The 18,731-nt window shown below is 51.0% G+C and carries 13 protein-coding genes and 3 pseudogenes; 6 read left to right on the forward strand and 10 right to left on the reverse strand.

Features of this window, described 5'->3' with window-relative positions:
• The 5 genes and pseudogenes from AC2215_RS23360 to AC2215_RS23380 all read right to left on the reverse strand — a co-directional run.
• Positions 1-432 (reverse strand): annotated as a pseudogene (locus AC2215_RS23360) (cation:proton antiporter); the annotation flags it as partial.
• Positions 429-766: pseudogene (locus AC2215_RS23365) on the reverse strand (cation:proton antiporter subunit C). The pseudogenes AC2215_RS23360 and AC2215_RS23365, both read right to left, overlap by 4 nt.
• 279 nt (positions 767-1,045) lie before the next feature.
• A complete protein-coding gene (locus AC2215_RS23370) occupies positions 1,046-1,366 on the reverse strand; it encodes a P-II family nitrogen regulator (protein WP_486812424.1) in 321 nt (106 codons plus the stop codon).
• 111 nt (positions 1,367-1,477) lie between these two features.
• Entirely contained in the window at positions 1,478-2,629 is a 1,152-nt protein-coding gene (locus tag AC2215_RS23375; protein ID WP_486812425.1) for a sodium-dependent bicarbonate transport family permease, read from the reverse strand.
• Positions 2,630-3,522: 893 nt separating this feature from the next.
• Positions 3,523-4,383: a sulfotransferase family protein gene (locus tag AC2215_RS23380; RefSeq protein ID WP_486812426.1), complete on the reverse strand. Its 861-nt coding sequence runs from the start codon at positions 4,381-4,383 to the stop codon at positions 3,523-3,525.
• A 136-nt stretch (positions 4,384-4,519) separates the two neighbouring features.
• On the opposite strand from AC2215_RS23380, the gene AC2215_RS23385 reads away from it, so the two are divergent.
• Positions 4,520-6,331, forward strand: coding sequence for an ABC transporter ATP-binding protein (locus AC2215_RS23385; protein ID WP_486812427.1), 1,812 nt, complete (start codon positions 4,520-4,522; stop codon positions 6,329-6,331).
• A gap of 179 nt (positions 6,332-6,510) precedes the next feature.
• On the opposite strand, the gene AC2215_RS23390 is transcribed toward AC2215_RS23385, so the two are convergent.
• Complete coding sequence (locus tag AC2215_RS23390) at positions 6,511-10,008, reverse strand: DUF4347 domain-containing protein (protein ID WP_486812428.1); 3,498 nt, start codon at positions 10,006-10,008, stop codon at positions 6,511-6,513.
• A gap of 730 nt (positions 10,009-10,738) precedes the next feature.
• Entirely contained in the window at positions 10,739-11,602 is an 864-nt protein-coding gene (locus AC2215_RS23395; RefSeq protein ID WP_486812429.1) for a peptidoglycan-binding domain-containing protein, read from the reverse strand.
• A 382-nt stretch (positions 11,603-11,984) separates the two neighbouring features.
• Here AC2215_RS23395 and bcp point away from each other — a divergent pair, with 382 nt between their 5' ends.
• Together bcp and AC2215_RS23405 are read left to right on the forward strand one after the other, a co-directional pair.
• Positions 11,985-12,443, forward strand: a complete 459-nt coding sequence (bcp, locus tag AC2215_RS23400) for a thioredoxin-dependent thiol peroxidase (protein ID WP_486812430.1) — start codon at positions 11,985-11,987, stop codon at positions 12,441-12,443.
• A 42-nt stretch (positions 12,444-12,485) separates the two neighbouring features.
• Positions 12,486-12,941 carry an NUDIX hydrolase gene (locus tag AC2215_RS23405; protein ID WP_486812431.1) on the forward strand — a complete coding sequence of 152 codons (456 nt, stop codon included), beginning with the start codon at positions 12,486-12,488 and terminating at the stop codon, positions 12,939-12,941.
• 3 nt (positions 12,942-12,944) lie between these two features.
• Here AC2215_RS23405 and AC2215_RS23410 read toward each other — a convergent pair whose 3' ends face one another.
• On the reverse strand, positions 12,945-13,709 hold the full coding sequence (locus AC2215_RS23410; protein WP_486812432.1) for a pantothenate kinase: 765 nt from the start codon (positions 13,707-13,709) through the stop codon (positions 12,945-12,947).
• Between the two features lie 15 nt (positions 13,710-13,724).
• Between AC2215_RS23410 and AC2215_RS23415 the strand changes: the two genes are divergently transcribed.
• From AC2215_RS23415 to AC2215_RS23425, 3 genes are all read left to right on the forward strand, one after another.
• Positions 13,725-13,850 carry a hypothetical protein gene (locus AC2215_RS23415; protein ID WP_486812433.1) on the forward strand — a complete coding sequence of 42 codons (126 nt, stop codon included), beginning with the start codon at positions 13,725-13,727 and terminating at the stop codon, positions 13,848-13,850.
• A 126-nt stretch (positions 13,851-13,976) separates the two neighbouring features.
• A complete protein-coding gene (locus AC2215_RS23420; RefSeq protein ID WP_486812434.1) occupies positions 13,977-17,003 on the forward strand; it encodes a GAF domain-containing protein in 3,027 nt (1,008 codons plus the stop codon).
• A 133-nt stretch (positions 17,004-17,136) separates the two neighbouring features.
• Complete coding sequence (locus AC2215_RS23425) at positions 17,137-17,373, forward strand: chlorophyll a/b-binding protein (RefSeq protein WP_486812435.1); 237 nt, start codon at positions 17,137-17,139, stop codon at positions 17,371-17,373.
• 61 nt (positions 17,374-17,434) lie between these two features.
• On the opposite strand, the gene AC2215_RS23430 is transcribed toward AC2215_RS23425, so the two are convergent.
• The gene (locus tag AC2215_RS23430; RefSeq protein WP_486812436.1) at positions 17,435-18,358 is read right to left on the reverse strand and encodes a S66 peptidase family protein; all 924 of its coding nucleotides are present in this window, start codon (positions 18,356-18,358) and stop codon (positions 17,435-17,437) included.
• Positions 18,359-18,584: 226 nt separating this feature from the next.
• Positions 18,585-18,731: pseudogene (locus tag AC2215_RS23435) on the reverse strand (photosystem II D2 protein (photosystem q(a) protein)); the annotation flags it as partial.

Below are 18,731 nucleotides of genomic sequence, written 5' to 3' on the forward strand. Positions count from 1 at the left end.
CCAAATCGATCGATCGGTCCGAGGATAGGCAATCAGTAGGAATGCCGCAATTCCGATGACCTCCAAAGCCACGTACAAACTGATAAAATCAGCGCAGATAAAGACTGCGTTGACGCTGCCGTGGAGGATAATCGCCTGGGTATAGAAAAATGCGCTTTTACCGGTTCCCCAGCAGTAGAGAATCACCGCGAGCGTCACCAGGGCGTTGGTGAGAATCAGATAGCCGCTGAGGGAATCGATAATCAGGGTGACACCAAAATTATCGAGTAACGCGAAGGTCTCAGAAATTGGGTTGAGGACCTGCTGCAAACCGAACGCCACCGAAGCCACCGCCACCACTAGTGCCAAGTAGCGATCGAGCTTGGGTAACAAATAAATACTGAATCCGACAAAAAATGGTAGGGCGATCCAGGCAATGGTAATCGTACTCATGGTCTATTGTTCTCTTCGATTTGGTTGCGCTCCAAGGGTCGGATTATCTCGGGGGAGGTGCGATCGCTCCGACAGACGTTCAAGCCTCGATCGAAAAGCCGATGGCGATCGCTCTCAGGATTACCGCCTGGGGAATCGGATCTGCATAAGCCACTTCTCGATCGTCCGAAACAATCGGCGTAAATCAACCTCCGCACGCTGCCACCAGAACGTAGTCAGCGCTTGCCCCAGTACTCATCACGTCCATAGAGATGATTTTCGCGATCGGATTCTGCTTGAGGATGATGCCGAAAAAACCGCAGATGACCGTAGCGAAAATACACGCTTCTAAGATCGTTATTGCGTTTTGCATCCTTTGTTTGCTGTGCTAATTCTATAGCAGTCGCCATTCGAGTTAAGACAACACCAGTTAATTGTGTAATTCGCCCGAAGTCTTTCCCCCCCCCCGTGCTCCCGCAGCCCCCGAAGCACCCGTTGCCCACGTTCACAAGTGTCCTAATTGCTATGGCGACGGCTATAGACTTGGAGTTTGTCTGCTTTCAATCGGCTTTAAAACTGTAGATGGCGAAGTTCGTTGGGGAATCGATTTGGGTTCCATCGGCTGGGTTGTAAGTCAAAACTTGTGGGCGTGCAGTACCTCCATCACGTCACAGAGATAGGCGATGCCCGAATAATCGTCGAAAAACTGTGCTGCGACTTCATCGGAAATCCTCACGGCCATCTCCCGATTGGGGGTGAGCACCTCGAACTTGATATTCGAGAAGTCGTCGGCAGAAACGGAGGGTCGTCCCGACAAGGGTACGTTGCGACTGCCTTTACCGCCAGCGGGCACCACTGTGTAACCGGTAGCCCCAGCTTCGTCGACGATCTTGGCTATCTTTTTGAGCAGCAACCTTTCTGTGACGATGACGAGCTTGCTTGCTTGCTGGATCATGTTTGTTACCTCCGATAGGTGTGTGTTTGTTAAACTACATAGAAACTCAGGACAGCCGCCGTGTTGGTCGCCGGAGCGGGAAAGCACCGGCACATCGCGACCCGTTGGGGATTAGCTGCCCATCAGCGCCTGGGCCAGCCCGACGAAGAGGGGTATTCCCACAGCAAGTGCAATCGGCGTGCCGACGGCTGTAGACGAGCCGATGTAGGCAGAGGGATTGGCCGATGGGATACCAGCTCGTAAAGTGGGCGGCCCGGAGATGTCCGAACTAGAGGCGGCGATGACGGCCAGGATGACGACACCGCCAAAGCTAAATCCCGTGGCGTAATGGGCGATCGTGCCGAGACCGAAGGCAATAAACCCATGCAGCAGCGGCGCCACAAAGGCATATAGGGCATACCACTGACCCACCTTACGCAGCTCGCCGATTCTTGCCGTGGCTTCCATACCCATAACCAGCATCAGGATCGAAAGCAGACCGCGGAAAAGGGGATCGAAGAAGCTCTCATAGACACTTTCAGGTCGAGTTAGTATGCCAAGAGCCAGGCCGAGCAGCAGTGCCGATAGGGCAGAGCCTTGTAGACTTTCCTGGATGATGGGCCAGATCTTAACCCGCTGGTTTGCGGTATCGCGCTTGGGATATCCGCTTGCGGTAATGCCTTGCGCACCGGGATATCCACTTGCGGTAATGCCTTGCTCGCCAGGATGCCCGCCTGCGGTAACGCGCTGCTTGCTGAGATACTCTTGCTTGTTCAGAGCCACGTGTGCGGTATCGCGCTTCTTGCTCAGATAAACGCTAGCCAAGACGATCGCCGTCACGAGCGCTGGGATGTCCATAAAGGGATAGAGTGCAGCGGCCCAGGGTTCGTATTCGATGCCTTCAGTTTCGAGTATCGTCAAACCGGCGGCGAGGGTAGAGCCACTTACAGCACCGAACAAGCCCGCGGTCGCAATAGCATCCACCATTGTGACTTTCGGCAGCAGACCCAACGTGTAGCGCCCGATGAACACGATCAGGATGCCCATTACCACGGCAAACACTGCGGGCAACAGCATCTCCACGAGATTAGCATTGCGGATCGCAATGCCGCCGCTCAGACCGACTTTGATCAGCAGCATGAAGACGATGAATTTATAGATCGGATCTGGAATTTGCAGTCGGCTATTGACTGCGGCCACGACCATACCACCAATTAAAAAGCCAAGTGTTGGGGACTGCAACTTCCCTAGGAAGAGCGTCAAAAAATCGGACAAAAAATCCACGGGTACCTCCTTCCGCCTCCTCTAACGAGGAATGACGATTGTGATAAGTGAGCTTGAAAAAGTAAGAAGGATAAAGCACTTCACCCCTACAGCACAGGTGTTACGCGAGAACCTGTTGACAGGGTATTCGGAGACGATCGCTCTCCAAACGGGTCTGGAAGGAAACGCTGTCTCGTACTTCCTTATTTATAGGTAAAAATCTATGAAGATTTTAATCTTTATGTTTTTAAGTCTATCTTAAAAGGCAGCCGAAACTCTATTGCGAAGCGTGAATTTGCAACGCAATGCTAAATCCAAATCATAAGTTTTCCTTTTGTTTTGCGATTTTTGATATATCTGTAGCTTGTATAACAGCCGCCAGACCAATTAGGACATCGCAAGGGTGAGTAGGGGAAGCAGCGGTCGGACCCCTAGGGGGCTCCAGACGCAAGGGAACGCCGACCGTTGGGGAGCAGGGGGAGAACGATCCCGGTAAAATTATCAAAGTGTTCTAACGGTCGTGGCGACGGCTATATATCTAAGCGCAAAGGACTTAGGACTGTCAATTTTGGACAATAGATCCTGTCGGGATCAACGGCCGTTAACCCCTACTGACCAAGACTCGACCTGAATTTTTATTGTCCTAGCCACAATGCGCTTCGCTATACAATTTGCATACAATTTGCCATCGCAAATTGTATTCAATACATGGCTGTCGTTTAAAACCAACCTGTCAATGGCTGCACTATCTGCTCTTCACCGGCCCGCGTTGCCCATCGCCTTCGGTCTATGGGTGCTCAACCGGTCGCCTCAACAAACTGCCTTTTCGGGTGTATCCTCTCGGAATGTCAACAGGCTAGACCAGAGTATCGAAAATAAAAAACAGGCAATCAACGACTAGCGGGTCAACTTTCTCATCTATCATCTAATCCCAAAAAACAGTTCAACTCTCGAACATTTTGATTCTTTTGATAGAGATCTAAAATTTCCGAGGAGTATTTTTGCCGATCGACTGCCACCGTTTGACTGATTTTATGGGTTTTGAGTGCGGTATGAAGGGGAGAATAGCTCGGTGTGGTTCCATCCCACAACCGCATTTTCTCATCGGCATGGTCGAATCGACCGTAATCGAGCATCGATGGCTCGAAATCGTAACCCAAAAACCGAACCAATTTCTCGATCGCCTCTCCAGGATTGGTCACAATATCTTCGTAACGAATTAAAAATACCCGTTCTGCCGCGAGAGATTCCGTCACGTTTAAAACGGCTCGATTGTATTCCAACCACCGTTGAAACGCATCGTGAGGTCGGTTGGCAAACATTTTACTCATCGCCACCGAGCGTACGTCGCGCGCGAGATGAATAAACTTGGAATCGGGAAAATCTCGGAGAATTTCCCCTAAAAATAGAGACTGTCTCGGGTCTTTGAGAACGATACATTCTTTTCCTTCTCGCTCTAAAATGTGCCCCATCAAATATCTCGGCTCGAGGGAACTGCGATCGAAATCGGCCTGATAGTAATCGCAAATTTGCCGGTATTTCTGACGAACGCTTTCGTATTTGACATCCTCCGTCGGGAAATATTTCGGAATCGCCAACTCGCATGGAGACGCAATTCTCGAATGGGAGTTGAGAATGCGAGTCAACAGCGTCGAACCACTGCGGGGAGAGCAACCGATCCAGACAATTTGCGCATCGGGGGGATGCTTCGAAGAACCCCCGAACAAAAACGGCTTCAGAGAGCGCGACAGGCGATCGAAAATGAGATTCATCATTGAATTGAGATAGAAATTGAAGTGAAATTACTCAGCACAACTCGTCAGCTCGATCGATTATCGATGACAAGACGGACTACTCAATCCCCCTTTGTCTAATCTAAATTAGAGTAGTGTCCTACCGGAAAGTAAATCCATGCGAGCTCGTCACCTTCTCAATTTTGACTTCCAGCGCGTTTTTTACTTAGGTCGCGCCTTGCGGATCGTTTGGGAAAGTACACCCTATTGGACAATTATCCGGTTCGTTCTGGTTCTGATTCAAAGCTGCATCCCGATTGTCAGCCTCTACATCATGAAAACCCTCATCGATACGGTAACCCTCGGGTTTTCCTCCGATGAGAAAGATTTCTCGAAAGTGACGATGCTGATCGTGGCGATGGGAGTCGTCAATTTACTCGGTGCGATCGATGGGGCTGCGATGGGTCTGATCGCTCAAACGCAAAACCAAATTATTTCCGATCGGCTTTTCGATATGCTCCATCGAAAAGCCGTTAGCGTCGATCTCGAACACTACGAAAATTCCGACTACTACGACGTTCTCCATCGGGCGAAAGGTCAGGCATCTTCGGGCCCCATGCGAATCGTAGGTCGCGCTCAGCAAATTCTTGGCAGTTCGATTCGGTTGTTCACCATGGTCGGGACGCTATTCCTGCTCAATTGGTGGATTGCCGGTTTGCTCATCGTCCCCGTCATCCCGAGAATCCTGGTGCGGCTGAAGTTCGTTCATATTATTCATCTTTGGATCGAACGACGTACGGCAACCCAGCGCCAAGCGGGATACTACAATAATTTGCTCACCAGCGATAACTATGCCAAGGAAATTCGCCTCTTTGGCTTGGGAGACCTGTTTATCCGCCGCTTTTCGACCTTACGCCGGCAACTGCTCAAAGAAAAGCTGCAAATTTCCACGCGACGGGCGCTAGCGGATTTTTTAACCACCGTCATTTCCGTCGTGGCGATGTGGGGAGCCTACGCCTACATTGCCTACAATACCGTCCAAGGCAACATTACCGTGGGAGATTTGGTACTCTACAACCAAGCCTTCCGCAAAGCCTATCAGGCTCTTTGGGGGGTCTTTAACGGCTTCGCCAGTCTTTACGAAGACAATCAATATCTGGCGTACCTATTCGAGTTTCTCGATCTCGAAGCGAGGGTGATCGATCCCGTTGACCCCAAACCCATTCCCCGTCCGATGCGTCGCGGCATCGAATTCGAGAATGTCGATTTTCAGTATCCCGGTAGCGAACGACAAGCTTTAGAAGGCGTTTCCCTCAAAATTCGACCGGGGGAAGTGATTGCCTTGGTGGGGGAAAATGGCTCGGGGAAAACGACGCTGATTAAATTATTATGCCGATTGTACGATCCCAGTTCCGGGAGAATTTCTATTGATGGTATGGATGTTCGCGATGTGGGACTCGCCGAACTGCGACGACAGATTAGCGTCATTTTCCAAGACTATGCCAAATATCACCTCACCGCGCGGGAAAATATTTGGTTGGGGAACGTGGATGCTGCCCTCGAAGGAGATGATATCGAGAAAGCTGCCCGTCGTTCCGGCGCCCACGAGGTAATTGAAACCTTGCCCGAGCAGTACGATAATTTACTCGGGAAACGGTTTGAGAAGGGAGAAGAGTTGAGTATCGGTCAGTGGCAAAAAGTTTCGATCGCCCGAGCCTTTTTGCGCGATTCTCAATTAATCGTCCTCGACGAACCCACCAGCGCCTTAGACCCGAAAGCAGAATACGAGGTGTTTAAGAAGTTTCGCGAACTGTTAGAGGGTCAATCGGCGGTCCTGATTACCCACCGGTTATCCACAGTCAAAATGGCCGACTGTATCTACGTTCTCGATGGCGGTCACATTGTCGAAAGCGGTTCTCACGACGAACTGATTGCCTTGGAGGGAACCTACGCACGACTGTTTGAAATTCAAGCCCAAAATTATCGCTAGGTTGTGTCTGTGGAGGAGAAGACGGTTTCTGGGAATTCAGAATTCGGAATCGAAGAGAGGGAGGCAACAGGAGAAATGGGAGCAAAATGCTCCCACTGTGTACGATGTGCTGCCCCTACCACCCCTGTCAACTCTGTCTCCTGTCACGCCTCGATCTGGCGGTGGAGATATTCGATCGCTTAAATCGCCACGAAACTCGACCCATCAACGGTTGTGGCATCGATACCGTTCAATGTCGCCAATACTTCATTGGTGCTGGTTACGGTAATTTCAGTATCGTTCCCCGATTGCGATACACTTAACTGTGCGAATGTCAAGCCTCCGGTGAGTTCGACTAAATCTTCGCCGACGACGAAATCGACGATCGCATCGGTTCCTTTACCCGTTCCCAAGCTAAACCGATCGCTGCCATCGCCCCCAGATAAGGTGTCATCGCCGCCATCTCCGCTGAGGCGATCGTCTCCCACGCCACCAAAGATGAGATCGTTATCCTTACCACCAAAAAGGGCATCGTTTCCAGCATCGCCACTTAACGTGTCGGCTCCTTCGTTACCGAGAACCGTGTCGTTCCCTGCCCCACCCAAGAGGCGATCTTGCTCGCCATCGGGTCCAATGGAGAGCGGGCTGCCGTTACCGCCAACGAGGAGATCGTTCCCTTCGCCGCCGTCAATCGTGTCGTTGCCCTTATCTCCATACAGCGTGTCTTCTCCCGCTTCTCCAAAGAGCCAATCCGTTCCTTGTCCGGCGGCAATAATGTCATTACCTTCCTCGCCATAAATCGTGTCGCTGCCGGTATTTCCCAACATCGCGTCGTTTCCAGCGCCGCCGAACATCAAATCTCGATCGCTTTCTCCAGAAGTCGGCGCGCCGCTACCGCCAATGACCACGTCGTTACCGTCGCCACCGGAAAGGGTGTCGTCGCCGAGATCGCCCCACACCCAGTCATCTCCCATATCGCCGTAGGCGAGATCGTTACCTTGTCCGCCCCGCAGCAAATCGTTGTCGATACCACCGGACAGAGTATCGTTTCCGCCATTGCCAAACAGAACGTCCCGTTCGACACTGGTGACTCCATCATCTGCACCGTCACCTCCGACAATGATATCGTTGTCGCCGCCACCGAGCATGGCATCGCTACCTCGATCGCCGAAAATAACGTCGGGTTCGGCATCGCCCAGTAAAAAGTCATCTTGCAGGGTTCCCAGTAAAAGGCGATCGTCACTGCTTTGCCGCAGTTGAACCAGTAACTGTTCGATGTCGGGGAGGGTGGGTTTGAAAACCGGATCGCCCCCACCATCGCCAGGATCGCCCCCGCCATCACCAGGATCGCCACCACCATCACCAGGATTGCCCCCGCCATCGCCAGGATCGCCCCCGCCATCACCGGGATCGCCACCACCATCACCGGGATCGCCACCACCATCACCGGGATCGCCACCACCATCACCGGGATCGCCACCACCATCACCAGGATCGCCCCCGCCATCACCAGGATCGCCACCACCATCACCAGGATCGCCCCCGCCATCACCAGGATCGGCTTCCCCAACAAACTCGAACGCCCCAATATCAGCAATCGCGCTGCCATTGAGATCGCCATCCTGGGGACGAGTTGCCCCGCGACGATCGGTCGTGAGGGAAGTATTTGCCCCGGCATCAATTGCCGGACTGCCTGCTAAGAGGGGATGAACCAACACCCCATCCACTAATTGCAACGGTCCCAATACCGGATCGGCGAGGGTAATACCAGAAGCAATCGGCGGTTCCCCAGAAGATTGAAGGTTGTTGCCCCCGTCGTTAATCGGGCGGTTGGTTTGGGGGTTGTTATTAAATGAGACTCCTGTATTCGTGGAGGTATTGTTATCGAAAATCGTATTCGCCACCGTTGCCAGGTTATCGCTACCCTGGGCGAGGGCACCGGAAAACTCGGCGGAGTTGTTCGCGAAAGTGGTGTGGTTAATGTCGATCGGGGCGTTGAATACCGTAACCGCCCCACCAAAGTCATTGGGCGCTTGATTGCCCGAAAAGACAGCATTGGTGACGGTGGTGGGGGTTCGCATCAGCCACAAAGCACCCCCTTGCCCCTCAGCAGTATTGTTGGCGAAGGTGGTATCGGTAATGGTTAAGCCTTGGTTGCTTCCGCTATCGGTGAGAACGATAACGCCGCCGGCTTTACCCCCTGCGCCGCCTCCGGTGAGGGCTTTCGACTCGTTGCCCTCAAAGGTACTGCCTTCAATAATCACTCGATCGCGCGGATCGGTAAACAAATAAGCGGCTCCCCCTTCCCCTCGGCCGCTATTGCCTTCAAAAACACTATCGGTGATGCGAATCGTCCCGGAGGTGGCGGCATTGTTGGTACTGGCGCGATCGGTGTAAATCGCGCCGCCGAATCCCCGCAGGAAGGCGTTGGGTTCCCCAGTGGCGAAGGTGGCTGCCAAGGTATCGTTGTTGATGAAGCGGGAGTTTTCGACGATTAGTTCTGCGTTGAGGCTGTTAATCGCGCCGCCGACGATACCGCGATTATTGATAAAATCGCTGTTGGTGACAGTGAGTCGATCGGGACCGAAAAAGCCGATCGCCCCAGCCCCCCGTTCGTCGTTGCCTGCGATCGCCTCGTTGCCTTCAAATTTACTATCGGAGACCGTCAGCCGGCCTTCAAAGGCACTGTAAATCGCCCCACCCCCATCGTCGGCGGTATTGTTGGTAAAGTCTACGTTGTCGATAATCAGTTTGGCTTGATGCTGGGTACGAATCGCCCCCCCGCGTTCGTCGGTTTGGCCGTTGGTTAGGGTGAGGTTGGCAAAGGTGACGTCTGTGGGGTTCGCCGATGCCGACTGAACGAGGAAAATCCGGGAGGCGTTGTTGCCGCTAATGGTGAGGTTGGCAGCATCTGCGCCATCGATAACGAGGTCTTTGCCGATCCCAATTTCAATTTCGCCACTGGTGAGGGTAATGGTTTGGTTTGCCAGACCGGCATCGAATCGAATTGTATCTCCGGCATTGGCGTTGGCGATCGCCTCTCGCAACGAACCCGCACCGCTATCGTTATTATTGGTGACGAAGATCGTGGCGAAGGTTCCAGCGTACGTCGCGATGGTTTCCGGTGTAAAGGCGAGGGGTTCGGTAATCTCGTCGGTAGTAAAGTCCAGGTTCCAGGTTCCACCACCGGCAATGCTGCCCGTGCGATCGACTGAAGCGGCGATTGGTGCCCCCGTCAGCCGACTCAGATGGCGTACGAATTCTGCTCCCTCACCCGCAGCCACCTGACACCCGTACAGGAGGAGATTGGCGTTGGGAGCGAGGAATTCTTGCCACTGCTGCAACGAGTTTCGATATTGGGAGATCGTCTCGGTATTGAGAGTGGTGTTGCCTAAATACAAAGTACCGGGACTGCCGTGGGAACAAATATGAACCGCGTCGAGTCGTCCGTTTTGGGTAACGAATTCCCGCAGGCGATCGGTTATCTGTTCGATGCCATCGCCATCGACCCGCACCATCTCCACGGAAACCCCTTCGCGAACCCCATCGGCGAGGAGGTGAGGTGCGTCAACCCGTTCGTCAATTAAAACGAGAGAGCGTTGAGAGATTGATGGGGCGATCGGGCGAGAAGAAAACTTGCGCAGCAGCGCAGAAACCGAGTGATTTTGGCGCAGAAAAAATGAAGTGTGAGTCATCATCAAGTCCCGAGTCAAGCTTTACTTTTTCCCTTTACAAAGGTTGCTCGTTTTTATCCGGAGACGAGATGAAGAGAGTTGATAAAAATAAAGATTAAAAATTATAAATATTGTCTTTATGTTGAGACATAAAGTGCTAGCAAGAGACGAGTATAAATCTTATTTATCAGTTATTTAAATGGCACAATTTCAGATCTCGTCAAGATCTAAATCTTATCTGCTCAATTTCTGAATATCGGTCGTATCAACACTTAATATGTATCTTCAAAAGCATTCCGATCGAGCAAAAAAATCAAGGTCAACGTCAGTAGCGAAAACTCGAAAATCTTAATTTATTCGTGTTTTCCTTCGGGAGAGAGTGAATAAACATTCGTGATTTAAGCTCGCGATTAATATTAAGTTTAGAGAATTCGTTACAATTAGGCGAGATTGCTAAACTTTTTCTCGAATTCTCTCCCCAAGATCCCACGCCCCCGAGAGCAAGCGAAGCTCACTCAAACTGGAATTGTAAGTGTTTAACCGAACTTGATATAAACCTTCAACCAACTTGAGCAAAAACTAGAGTTTGTTGACAGCATAAAAAATATTACGAAAAATCAATTTCTATGCCGAAGTTATGAATTAATTCTGACTTTCCCCCTTAAGCCTTAAACCTTTTCCACCAGTTTTTAATAATTTCCTGAAGCTACCGAGGTTTGCCATGCTCCCGTTGGGCGCTACACCCTGAAATTCCTTAATCCATTGCCGCCAACATCAAGCGAGCGCGATGGGTTCCCAACACCCGGTGCGTTTGTTCGTCAACCACACCGGTCACTTCCAATTCTTGTTCTGCTTGAAAGACTTTTACCTTTTCTTCCGTGATGCTGTCGAAATCCCCGATGGGAACCATCCCTAACTGATACTGCACCATCTGCACCAACGAACCCGTATCGCCCAATTTCACAGTCGGCAAACCGTACTCAAAAGCATAGAGAATTTGCCGGGTTTTCGGTCCGATGAATCCGTCGGCAACTAACCCTTTATCCTTTTGGAATCGCTTGACAGCATTTTCCATGCGCGTATCGAAGAACTCCCCAGAAAACGACTCGGGATTTCCAGCGGTATAGCCAAAATCATTGAGGCGCTGTTTGGTCTGACGTATGAACTGACCGGCTTCTCCTTTTTTCCAAACGCGATTACTCGACATTATGTTTGCCCCGTTGGCGACAGCAACCGCATAAGTTTGAGCGGCTTTGAGTGCTGCAAGGGTTCGAGTGCCAACTACCCCATCTGCCCTCAACCCCCAAGCGGCTTGAAAGCGACGGACGGCATTTCGGGTGATCGGACCGTAATACCCCGATGATTCAACGCTAGCGGGGAAATAGCCCAAGGCTTTGAGTTGGTTCTGAAGGGCGACGGTTCCGCCGGTGCGGACGATTCTTTGCGGAGGCGGGACGGAGGCGGCGGTGACTCTAAAACCTCTATGTTCGGGAGGCACGAACCCTGCGAGGATAAATGCTAAGGCGATCGAATATCCTTGTTTGGGTCTAAAGGTGATTTTTGCGGCTGTCTCGGCTTCGTAGGCTAACTGAAGATGGGTGTAAGCAAAACCATCCATAATTTTGAATCCACAATCGGGATGACATCTTTAACTTCTTACCGCATTGACCGAAGGTGAGTCTAGATCTAACGGAGCTTTATCGTTAAAAATGGAAAATCTCCCGTTGCGATCGCTGCTGAAGGGGTTATTTGGCAAAATTTAGCAATTTGAGAAATAACCATCGACTCCCAAATTCCGCTCGCTGTTGGCAATGGCACTGAATGGCGTTTGCAATGGCGAGTCTCATCGGTATAATCGACTGTCTAACGCCTGTCAAAATTTAGTGAATGAGTCGTCAGCGGGAAAGATCCATCGCGTTGGTCAATCCGGTCTGGCTACCCACCTTATCACAACCGAGACCGGCACGAAAACCTCATTTCCATGTTTTTCCTGACATCTTATGACCCTTACGACCGGTGAGGCGGCTCCAGACTTCAGCCTCCGTGACTTTCAAGGAAATCTCGTTCGTTTGTCGGACTTTCGCGGACGATGGCTCGTTCTCTACTTCTATCCCCGAGACAACACCCCGGGTTGTACCCAAGAAGCCCAAGGATTCCGGGATGCGTACGAGGATTACCAAAGCCGAAATATGGCAATCTTGGGAGTCAGTACCGATGATGCCAAATCTCACGCCAAATTCAGCCAAAAACACCAGCTACCCTTTCCACTGCTGTGTGACGAAAATGCCACAGTGGCGATCGCCTACGAAAGTTATGGGTTAAAAAAGTTTATGGGTAAAGAATTTATGGGGGTTTACCGATCGACCTTTTTAATCGATCCAGAGGGTAAGATCGAGAAGATTTATCGTAAAGTCAAACCCGCCAACCACGCTGCTCAAATTTTAGAAGACTTCGATTAAGTCGCTCTTTACCGTCAATCCGTACTCACCCACGACGAGACTATGCGCCGCTCTTGGCAATTCATTCAAACTGTTCTCGGTATTATTTTCCGCCATCCGATCGCTGGAACGACCATCATACCGATTCTACCGGACGATCGCATTATTTTGGTTCGTCGTCACGATAATGGCAAGTGGGGACTTCCAGGCGGAATCGTCGATTGGGGTGAGGACATCCCCCAGGCTGCCAAGCGCGAAATTAAGGAAGAGACGGGGTTGGATTTGGTGAAAATTCGCAAATTGGTGGGGGTGTATTCGGCTCCCGATCGCGATCCGAGAATTCATTCGATCTGCATCGTTCTCGAAGCGGAAGTCGACGGAACTATGGGCGTTCGCGATACCCTCGAAATTTCAGATGTGGCAGCTTTCAAGCCATCGGAAATTCCCTTCGGCAATCTTTCCCACGATCACGATCGACAATTGCAAGATTACCTCGATGGTAAAACGACATTAGCCTAGCACTTATCTATTTGCCAAAACAATCTCTCGCATTCCCCAAAAAATCAGATGTTCGTCCACGATCGTCCCCTTCGCAATGTCGGGAAATTGCAGGGCAATAGCATTGGCGAGTATCTGGCGATCTCCTCCGGTAAACACCACTGGTGTTTGGGGAAATTCGCGCCACCACGCTTCGATAAAATCGATCGCGCCTGCAACGATTGCATACAGGACTCCACTTCGGATCGCCCCTGGGGTATCGAGAGCCCAACGACGAGGTAGGGTCGACCCAGCGTCGGAGTCAATTTGGGGTAAACTATCGGTGTTGCGGGCTAGAGAGCGCAGCTGCAATCCCACACCGGGAAGAATCGCGCCACCCACGAGTTGAGGTCGAGCGTCTACTCCCGTAAAGGTGAGTGCCGTACCGCCATCAATGACGAGGACAGGCCATCCCCACCGATTTCCCGCCCCCCATGCCGCTAAGGCGCGATCGATTCCCAACGTGGGATAGAGACCCTGGAGGGGAATGCGATCGAGGGTAATGGTTTGAACCTGAGGATAAGTTTTCCAGAATTGAAGTTGTTGGGAAACGACGGAGGCAATCCAAAGCGGCATATTGCCATCAAAGTCTTCAGTTGTCGTACGCTCTCCAGGTTGCCAAACCCGATCTCGATGAGGGGTATCCCAAGATGATATCGGGGTTTGGCCAATAAATTTCGCCCAGTGAAGTCGGGAGTTTCCGATCGCCAGGGCAATCCAAGGGTCTTGTCGAGGGGTAGATGAGAACACGCGGTCACCTTCATCTTGAAATCGACGATCGGTTGCGAGGTGGATGAGAATCGTGCCAACCCAGCTTGCGTGTTTCCAGAGTTAGGGGCACGGAGTACTGCTTTGTGCGGGGGCGATCGAAGCGATCGTTACCTGTGCTAGTTTAGTGGTTGGGTGCAGCATACCTCCTCATGTCCCTTCAGCTTAATATACAGGCTCTTCAACCGTTTCCAAAAGTGCATCCCTAACTTTTGGAAATTCCGCTCCTTACTATTTTCCATACCGTTCATGTCAGAACCTCATGTTTCCACACGCAAGTTAGCGGATGTGGAAGGTGATCTCCAATGGGCGAGTTCCTCAGAGCCACCGAAAACGTACCTAGAATTGAAGACCTCCATGCTTTGGGAAATCCCTCTCCAAATCAACCAACTGCTCAATCACAGCGGCGATCTCAATGAGGTCTTAAACCAATCGTGTCAGCTGTTAGGAGAGGCATTTCAGGACATTCAAGTGACGATCTTGGTGCGCGAAACCCACGATCCCCAGATGCTGACTGTCCGGGGCGAATTTGCGCCATCTGATGAAGTGCGACTTCTGGGCGATCTGGTCAAAGTTCGAGAAAACTGCGCCCAGGAAACCTCCTTCGATCGACCGACCGCATTGCCGGCAAGCGAGTTACTCGAATGCTCTGGGATGAATGCAGCTCCTGGACATTTAGCAATTGCGATGGGATGTGAAGGTCGATTCAACGGTTTGCTGTGGGTCAAATCCCGCCGACAGGAGTGGACGGCGATGGAGACCCAACTGTTAGAAGCAGTTGCCGTAACTCTGGGTATTGCCATCGATCGCGAGCTCGCACGCCGCGAAACCTGCAAAATCGCCCAACGAGATGCACTGCTGCAATTTATTACCCATCAAGTGCGCAAAACCCTCGATCCCGAGCAAATTCTCCAAACTGCCGTCCAAGGTGCTCGCCGCTTGCTCGAGACCGATCGGGCTCTCGTTTACAAGTTTCAAGACAACTGGCATGCCAAAGCCATTGCCGAAGATACCCTCACGCAACAGATACCGGTACTTGGCAATTTCGGTTCGGAGGATCCCTTTGCGGCCAAATACGTGAATTTGTATCGAGAGGGAGAGTTTCAAGCCATCAGCGATCTCGAGCAGGTCGCTCTCGGTGCCGATTACATCGACTTTTGGCAACAGTTACAGGTGCGCGCCCTGATTATCGTTCCCATTCTCATCGATCGGGGCACGAATCGGGAGAGTCAGTTGTGGGGAACCATCGTCACTCACGCCTGCGGACATCCGCGTCAGTGGCAAGAGTGGGAAGTGCGGTTGCTCGGTCAGCTTGCCGATCGCATTGCCATTGCTTTGCAACAAGCTCAACTCTACAATCGTTCTCTGGCTCAAACCCAGCAAGAACAGCTGTTGTGTTTGGTGAGCAACCAAATCTACAGCACCCTCGATCTGAATACAATTTTGCAAACGGCCGTCCGAGAAGTCCGTCGGTTTCTCAAAACCGATCGAGTAGCGATTTACCAATTTTCTGAAATCTTAGGTCAGGAGACGCTCGTTGAGGATGTGGGCGATCCCTGGCCGTCAATGGTGGAAATCGCTCGCCATTCAGCACGCCTGGATCTGAGCGATCGACAGTTTTTAGAGAGATTGGCAGTTCGATCGGAGGCGATTTCCCCGATCATTACCAGTCAGAGCTATTCCAATCACTTGGGGGAATGGCAAGAAGTGATTCCCTTTCTCTGGGGGTTAATGGTCGTTCACGAATGCAAAAGACCCCGCAATTGGAATCCAGAAGAAATCGATTTTTTGGATCGGATTGTGGAGAAAGTTGCCATCGCGATTCAGCAAGCTCAACTCTACCGTCACGCTCAAGAACGCGCTCGTCGGGAAAAGGTATTACGGGCAATTACCCATCAAATTCGCCGCTCGTTGAACGTGAAGGAGATTCTCCAAACGACGGTTTCTGAAGTTCGTAAGCTTCTGGCTACCGATCGAGTGGTGATTTATCAATTTAAAAAGGATTTGACTGGAGAAATTGTGGTCGAAGATTTACTCTCCCCCTGGCCGTCGCTCTTAATGGATAAAATTTCCGATAACTGCTTTGGAGAAGAACAGACAAGATTATATCTCCAAGGAAAAATTCGGGCGATCGACGATATTCATCATGCGAACTTAGATAGCTGTCACCAGCAGTTTCTGGCATCTTTACAGGTCAAAGCCAATCTCATCGTTCCCATTGTCATTTGCTCGAAATCTCCATCTAAATCTGACGACGTCGAGGATAATTTCGAACGAGATTTGTGGGGATTGCTCATTGCTCATGAATGTCATCAAACTCGTCAATGGACCCTTGAAGAGCAAAATTTATTAAGCCAACTCGCCGAGCAAATTGCCATTGCTTTACAACAATCTCGCCTTTACGATCGCTCTCGAAGACAAGCACGTCAATTACAAGTCGCCATTGAGGAACTCAAAGAAACCCAACTGCAACTCATTCAAAGTGAAAAACTCTCCGGACTCGGTCAACTCGCAGCGGGAGTCGCCCATGAAATTAATAATGCCAATAACTTTATTTATGCAAACTTATACTATCTCAAGGATTATACACGTTCTCTAATTGAGACGATTGCGTCCCTCGAGTCGAAAACACTAGATGCCGTCGAAGAAGATATTGAATTCTCCTACATTCAACAAGATTTTCCCAAACTCATGAAATCCGTAGAGGAAGGATCTAGCCGAATTCGAAAAATTGTCGAAACGCTGCAAATTTTTTCCAATAGAGACCGAGCAAGCTGTAAGTCGATCGATATCCATCAATGTCTGGAAACTAGTTTGCAAATGCTAGATCTCCGAGGTGAAGCTCATCTGAATATCCAGAAAAACTATCGTTCTCTTCCACGAATTGATTGTTGTCCGGGTCAGCTCAATCAAGTTTTTTTTAATATCCTCTCCAATGCCATTGATGGGATAAAAGAAGCTCAGCGAGTTGGAGAAATTGAGATTGAGACGGCCGCAAAATCAAGCGATTTCGTCGTTATTTCCATTCGCGATAATGGAATCGGCATTGCTGCAGATATTCGAGATAAAATTTTCGATCCATTTTTTACCACGAAAGATCCAGGTCGAGGAACGGGATTGGGATTATCTACATGCTATCAAATTGTGGTCAAAGGACATAGTGGAACGATTCACTGCACCAGCAAACTGGGAAAAGGAACGGAAATTTCCATCGAACTCCCCGTGCGTCAAAACTTCTTAAGTTGCTCGATCGACAACACCAATTCGATCGGCTAAAAGTGCCAAAAAAAGTCGAAGTTCGATGGGCGGTTCCGGTAAAATAAAGGGTATCGCTTTGACGAGCAGATCTTTCCCGCCCGATCGAGCGACAATCTAATCATCTCAAAACAAACAACCCAGAAACATTACAATGGCAAAACCCAAAGACTCATCTCCTAAAGGCTTCGGTCCGGATGCGGGAAATAAAAAAGGTAGCACGAAAAAGTCGAAATCCGCACGAAACGAGAGTACAGAATCGGGGGGCTTTGGCTTTACTCCCCAAGCTGAAGTCTGGAACGGTCGATTGGCCATGCTGGGTTTTACGGTTGTCTTGGCGATCGAATGGTTTACCAAGCAAGGCGTACTCGAATTTTTGGGTCTTCGGTAGGGGCGAATCTACATCAACGAGACTCAATCTAAGGGGTTGAGTCAGCAGTCTCATCAGCAGTCTAAACAGACAAGATACCGCGATCGCCGTCTAATTTCACCGCCACGCCAACGGGTAACGCTGCGTTCACCCCCTCGTGACCGAACGGTAAGTCGGAAACTACTGGTATCCCCAAATCCCCGAGGCGATCGCGCAACATTTCCGAAACGGTTAAACTGGGGATTCCTCGGCTCACCTCGCAACTGCTAAACCGACCCAAAGCGATACCCCGAACTCCCTCAAACGCCCCCACCATCCGCCACTGGGTCAACATTCGATCGAGGCGGTAGGGGGCTTCCCCCACATCCTCAAAAGCCAAAATCACCCCATCGAAAGAGGGCTGCACCCCCGTCCCCAGCATACCGGTCGCCACAGCTAAATTTCCCGGCAGTAACCTTCCCCGGACGGAACCTCCACCCCACCCTTTGCCCTGTAGGGCTTTAAGAGAACGACCTTCCACTAAATCGAACAGGCGTTCCACCGACCATTCCGGTTCCGTCGGTAGGCTCGTCAGGACGGGACCGTGAACGCTGGCAATTCCTCGAGGGTGTAAACTCCACAGCAGGGCGGTAATATCCGAAAATCCGATCGTCCATTTCGGAATCTCGATATCCGGCCAAGACCACTCTTCGAGCAACCGACTGACTCCGTAACCCCCTCGGGCGCAGAGAATACCTCGTACTTGCGGATCGCACCAAGCTCGCGCGAGTTGCTCCCGTCGTTCGGCATCAGTTCCGGCGAGATATCCCCAGGTGCGATCGCAACCGGGAGCAACTTCTACCCGATATCCCCGGGCCCTCCAAATCTCAACCCCTCGTTGAAAAGCCTCAACTTCATTGCGACCGCTCGGGGTCGCTTCTCGCAAACACCCACTGGGTGCGATAACTTGCAGGAGGTCTCCAGGTTGGAGCGGAGGTGGAACTTGAATCAAACAGGAGTTGGACATTTCGATCGTCGTCAAGACTTATAGCTGTAGCCAGTCTAGTTAGGACAATACCGGACAATGCTTCTGGCAGGGGAAGCTAATTGATGTGGCAATAGCCATACATTTTCCCACAGGACTCAAACTCCAACGCAAAAAACCCTACCATTCGACAGAGTCTGGAGGCAGGGTTTTTCGTTTAGCGATTTAACTCAATGCAAAATTGAGTTGTGGCTTACGCCAGCTAATCTTAGAGAGCGTTACCGCGAGGCAGAACTTCTTCGGGGAACTCAAAGCCTTTGTGAGGCTGGTCTGCCGGAGACATCCAAGCGCGAATCCCTTCGTTGAGCAAGATATTCTTGGTGTAGAAGGTTTCGAACTCGGGGTCTTCTGCAGC

This window comes from Zarconia sp. (assembly GCF_057467645.1).

Excerpts from the sequence above, each read along its gene's own strand:
- AC2215_RS23390 (WP_486812428.1), bottom strand. The coding sequence starts at position 10,008 with ATGATGACTCACACTTCATTTTTTCTGCGCCAAAATCACTCGGTTTCT.
- AC2215_RS23395 (WP_486812429.1), bottom strand. The coding sequence starts at position 11,602 with ATGGATGGTTTTGCTTACACCCATCTTCAGTTAGCCTACGAAGCCGAG.
- bcp (WP_486812430.1), top strand. The coding sequence starts at position 11,985 with ATGACCCTTACGACCGGTGAGGCGGCTCCAGACTTCAGCCTCCGTGAC.
- AC2215_RS23420 (WP_486812434.1), top strand. The coding sequence starts at position 13,977 with ATGTCAGAACCTCATGTTTCCACACGCAAGTTAGCGGATGTGGAAGGT.
- AC2215_RS23380 (WP_486812426.1), bottom strand. The coding sequence starts at position 4,383 with ATGATGAATCTCATTTTCGATCGCCTGTCGCGCTCTCTGAAGCCGTTT.
- AC2215_RS23405 (WP_486812431.1), top strand. The coding sequence starts at position 12,486 with ATGCGCCGCTCTTGGCAATTCATTCAAACTGTTCTCGGTATTATTTTC.
- AC2215_RS23425 (WP_486812435.1), top strand. The coding sequence starts at position 17,137 with ATGGCAAAACCCAAAGACTCATCTCCTAAAGGCTTCGGTCCGGATGCG.
- AC2215_RS23370 (WP_486812424.1), bottom strand. The coding sequence starts at position 1,366 with ATGATCCAGCAAGCAAGCAAGCTCGTCATCGTCACAGAAAGGTTGCTG.
- AC2215_RS23385 (WP_486812427.1), top strand. The coding sequence starts at position 4,520 with ATGCGAGCTCGTCACCTTCTCAATTTTGACTTCCAGCGCGTTTTTTAC.
- AC2215_RS23430 (WP_486812436.1), bottom strand. The coding sequence starts at position 18,358 with ATGTCCAACTCCTGTTTGATTCAAGTTCCACCTCCGCTCCAACCTGGA.